Raw genomic sequence first — 3,457 nt, 5'->3', positions numbered from 1 at the left:
CGAACGCGTCGAGGTCGGCGACGCCGTGAACAGCGATCAGCCCCAAAACCGTGCCCATGGAGAACTTCGCCTGGTGGACGGTTTGCGGAATGACCACCGCGCCCAGGACATCGATGGCTCCCTGATGGACATGGGTCACCACGCCGGTGATGTCGTCCGGACCGAGCCCTTCGCGGCGCATGAGAGACTGCAGCGCGTCGGCGGCCGGATGAGTGTGCCGGCAGGCTGCGTGCCATTTGAAGGAGGTCTCCTCGGTTGCCCAACGGCTGCCGAGCCCGTCCGTCAGGCGGGCCGGATCGGCGTCGCTGGACATTCCGGCAGCCATTCCTTGCTGGCCTTCGAGGATCCGCGCGGCGCCCTTGAAGCCATCGCGCGCCAGATAGGCAGCGAACAGACCGTTGGCGGCCGCTCGCGCGGTATGGAGTTGCTTGGAATCGGCAGCGTCACGCAGAAATTCCCAGAGACCTGCCGCCTGCGTACCGGCCGAGCCGACAGCATGGTTGAGCCCGGCTGCGTCCAACCCGATCAACCTGCCGACCGCCGCGGCTGCTGCCACTGCGCCAGCCGTGCCGGTGGTGTGGAATATCTCGTAGTGCGAGCGTCCGAGGAATTCTCCCACGCGAATGCCCACTTCATAGCCGGCGATGCAGGCAGTCAGGACTTCGCGGCCGGTCTTCCCCTCAGCCTCCGCAACCGCCAAAACGGCCGGAAAGATCACCGCCGCCGGGTGAAAGACCGAGCCGTTGTGAACGTCGTCCTGTTCCACGACATGGGAGGCCGCCGCATTGACCATCGCTGCGAAGTAGGGGCTTGTGCGCCGCCGCGTCGGGATGATGGTGCTTGGGCCGTCCGCCGGCCCCATGGCACGCGCAAAACCGTCGATCATCTCGACCTGGTGCGCGCCCTTGCCGGCCAGCGCCGAGCCGAGCCAGTCGATCATCAGTCCTTGCGCGAAATGAACGACGCGCGGCGGGATCTGTTCGAAGTCGAGTTCGGCGATGAAGGCGCAAAGCCTGGCGGTCGGCCAATCGGCGGTGTCCGTGCTCATCGGTTGCTTCTCCCTCTGCATGCCCTTCAGACCAAAGCGGCCCGGCGCAGGACTTGCCTTGCACGTTCGACGACCGGTCGATCCACCATCTCGCCTTTCACCAGGCTGACTTCGCCTGATGAGGCCGCGCCAATGATGTCGCGTGCCCATGCGATGTCACTATCGCTCGGGCGAAAGCCATTGCGAATCGGCTCGATCTGCCTCGGATGGATGGCCATCTTGCCGCCAAAACCCATCTTCATGGCGTGGCGGGCGTCATCCTCGGTGATTTCGGGACTGTTCAGGTCGGTCGTTACGCCGTCGATCGGCGCGGCACGGCCAGCCGCGCGCGAGCGCCAGACGATTTCGTTGCGGGCCGCAAGCAAGGTCAGCCGATCATGCGCGCAACCGAGATCGAGCGAGAAGTCGACCGAGCCGAAGGCGACGGCAACGACGTTGGGCGTGGCCAATATGTCCGGCAAGTTGGCGAGACCGACGGCGCTCTCGACCAGCGCGATGACGGAAACGCTGCGTGCCATGTGCCTGGCCATATCGGCAATGTCTTCCGGACGTTCGGCCTTGGGCAGCATGACGGAGACGCCGTCAAGGCGCCGCACGGCAGCGATGTCCGCCTGGTGCCAAAATGTGCCGGCGGCATTGATGCGGACCACGACCGCGGATTTCAGCGTGGCCGCATTGGCGAGAATCGCTTCGCGAGCGCGGTCCTTGTCGCCAGGGGCGACAGCATCCTCGAGGTCTAGAACGACTGCGTCCGCGCCGCTGCTGTCGGCTTTGGCAAACCGCTCAGGACGTGAGCCCGGCACGAATAGCGGCACGACAGGCGTGACGAAGCTCACCATTGCGCCGTGGCTTTCACCGTCACATGGCCGTCGGACGACCGTGCCTCGAGAGCCATGCCGTCCTGGCCTGGGGATGTTGCGCTCAGAAGCAGGCGCTGTGGGCCGCTCGCCGGATGGACGCCGCGGAATGAGAAACGGCGCGGCGACTGACCGACAATGGCGGCGGCGAAGTTCATCAGCAGCGTCGCCTGCAGCGGGCCATGGATGACGAGCCCGGGATAGTGCTCGACCCCCGTGGCATAGGGCGTGTCGTAGTGGATGCGATGCCCGTTGAACGTCAGCGCGGAATATCGAAAGAGCAGCACGGGATCGATGTCGATCGTGCGCTCGTGCGATGCGGCCAGGGGCGAATTGGCCGGCGGGGTAGGGGACGCAGCAGTGGCTTCGGCGCCGCGATAAACGATGGTCTGGTCCTCCTCGATGACCGGACCGGAATCGTTGGCGATGTCGTGCCGGACCGTGACGAAGGTGAGCGGGCCGGTGCGGCCCTGCTTCTCCTCGATGGCGGCCAATGTCGAGCGGCGGCGGATGCGGTCGCCAGAGCGGATCGGCGCCATGAAACGCACGTCGCTGGCAGCCCACATGCGACGCGGAAGCGGCACCGGCGGCAGGAAGCCGCCTTTGGCCGGGTGCCCGTCAGGTCCGAGTTCTCGCATGGCGGCAATGTCGGGCGCCAGGCACCAATGCAGTCCGGGCGCGGCCGCGCCGTCGGCAGTCTCCGCCGCGTGATCCCCAAGCGTGGCGCCAAAGCTGGTCAGCAGGCGCGGGGTCACAACATCCTCGACCTCGTGCGTGCGTCCAACCCATTCCTGCAGTGTGCTTGTGTCCAGGCTCATGAGGTCCTCGTCAGGCGGCGAATTCGGACCGGATCCGGTCCGTATCGGCGCCAAGCGCGGGGACGCTTGGAACCGTTGCAAATCCCTCCGGCCGCCCTGCCGGCTTGGGTACTGCGATGCGCTTGCCGTCCGGCAGTGCCACCTCCGTCCGGCGGAGCGCCTTGTGGTGCGGCAGGTCGCGCATTGCACTCACCCGGCCCCAGGCGATCTGCGCCTCGTCGAGACGGCTTATGGCCTCGTCGCAGTCGATTGCCGCGAAGATCGGTTCGATCTCGGCGTCGAGCGCCGTGCGGTTGGCAACCCGCCAGGTGTTGGTGGCGAAGCGTTCGTCGGCGAACAGATCCTGCCTTTGCAGCACGAGCGTGCAGAAGCGCTTCCATTCATTGTTCTGCTGGATGGACACGACCACGCTGCCATCCCGACAGGCATAAGGTCGATAGGGGTAGATCGAAGCATGCGCCAGGCCATATCTCTGCGTCTCGCGGCCCGCATATTCGTAGTGCAGCAGCGGCACGGTCATCCAGTCGGCCATGGCGTCGAACATGGCAACCTCGACAATGCGGCCGCGCCCGGTCTTCTGGCGCGCCAACAAGGCTTCGAGGATCGCTGCATGGGCATTCATGCCGGTGGCGATATCGGCGGCGGAAACCCCGATCTTACTCGGCGTGTCCGCTGTGCCGGTGACGGCGCAGATGCCGCTTTCCGCCTGCACCAGCATGTCGTAGGCGCGCATG

The 3,457-nt window shown here is 65.9% G+C and carries 4 protein-coding genes; all 4 read right to left on the bottom strand.

The window, feature by feature from the left end:
• Positions 1-1,048, bottom strand: a 1,048-nt coding sequence (locus EN750_RS24425; protein WP_145967878.1) for an MmgE/PrpD family protein, incomplete at its 3' end; no start/stop codon positions are given.
• A 26-nt stretch (positions 1,049-1,074) separates the two neighbouring features.
• Positions 1,075-1,887 carry a CoA ester lyase gene (locus tag EN750_RS24420; RefSeq protein WP_127397934.1) on the bottom strand — a complete coding sequence of 271 codons (813 nt, stop codon included), beginning with the start codon at positions 1,885-1,887 and terminating at the stop codon, positions 1,075-1,077.
• Positions 1,881-2,723 carry a MaoC family dehydratase N-terminal domain-containing protein gene (locus EN750_RS24415; protein WP_127397932.1) on the bottom strand — a complete coding sequence of 281 codons (843 nt, stop codon included), beginning with the start codon at positions 2,721-2,723 and terminating at the stop codon, positions 1,881-1,883. Before EN750_RS24415 ends, EN750_RS24420 begins: the two co-directional genes overlap by 7 nt.
• Before the next feature lie 10 nt (positions 2,724-2,733).
• A partial coding sequence (locus EN750_RS24410; protein WP_145967877.1) for a CaiB/BaiF CoA-transferase family protein occupies positions 2,734-3,457 on the bottom strand: 724 nt, incomplete at its 5' end.

It is taken from the genome of Mesorhizobium sp. M7A.F.Ca.ET.027.03.2.1 (assembly GCF_003999175.1).
Classification (GTDB): Bacteria; Pseudomonadota; Alphaproteobacteria; order Rhizobiales; family Rhizobiaceae; genus Mesorhizobium.
The sequence above is the reverse complement of the archived record's forward strand: the minus strand, read 5'-3'. Positions and strand labels throughout refer to the sequence as shown.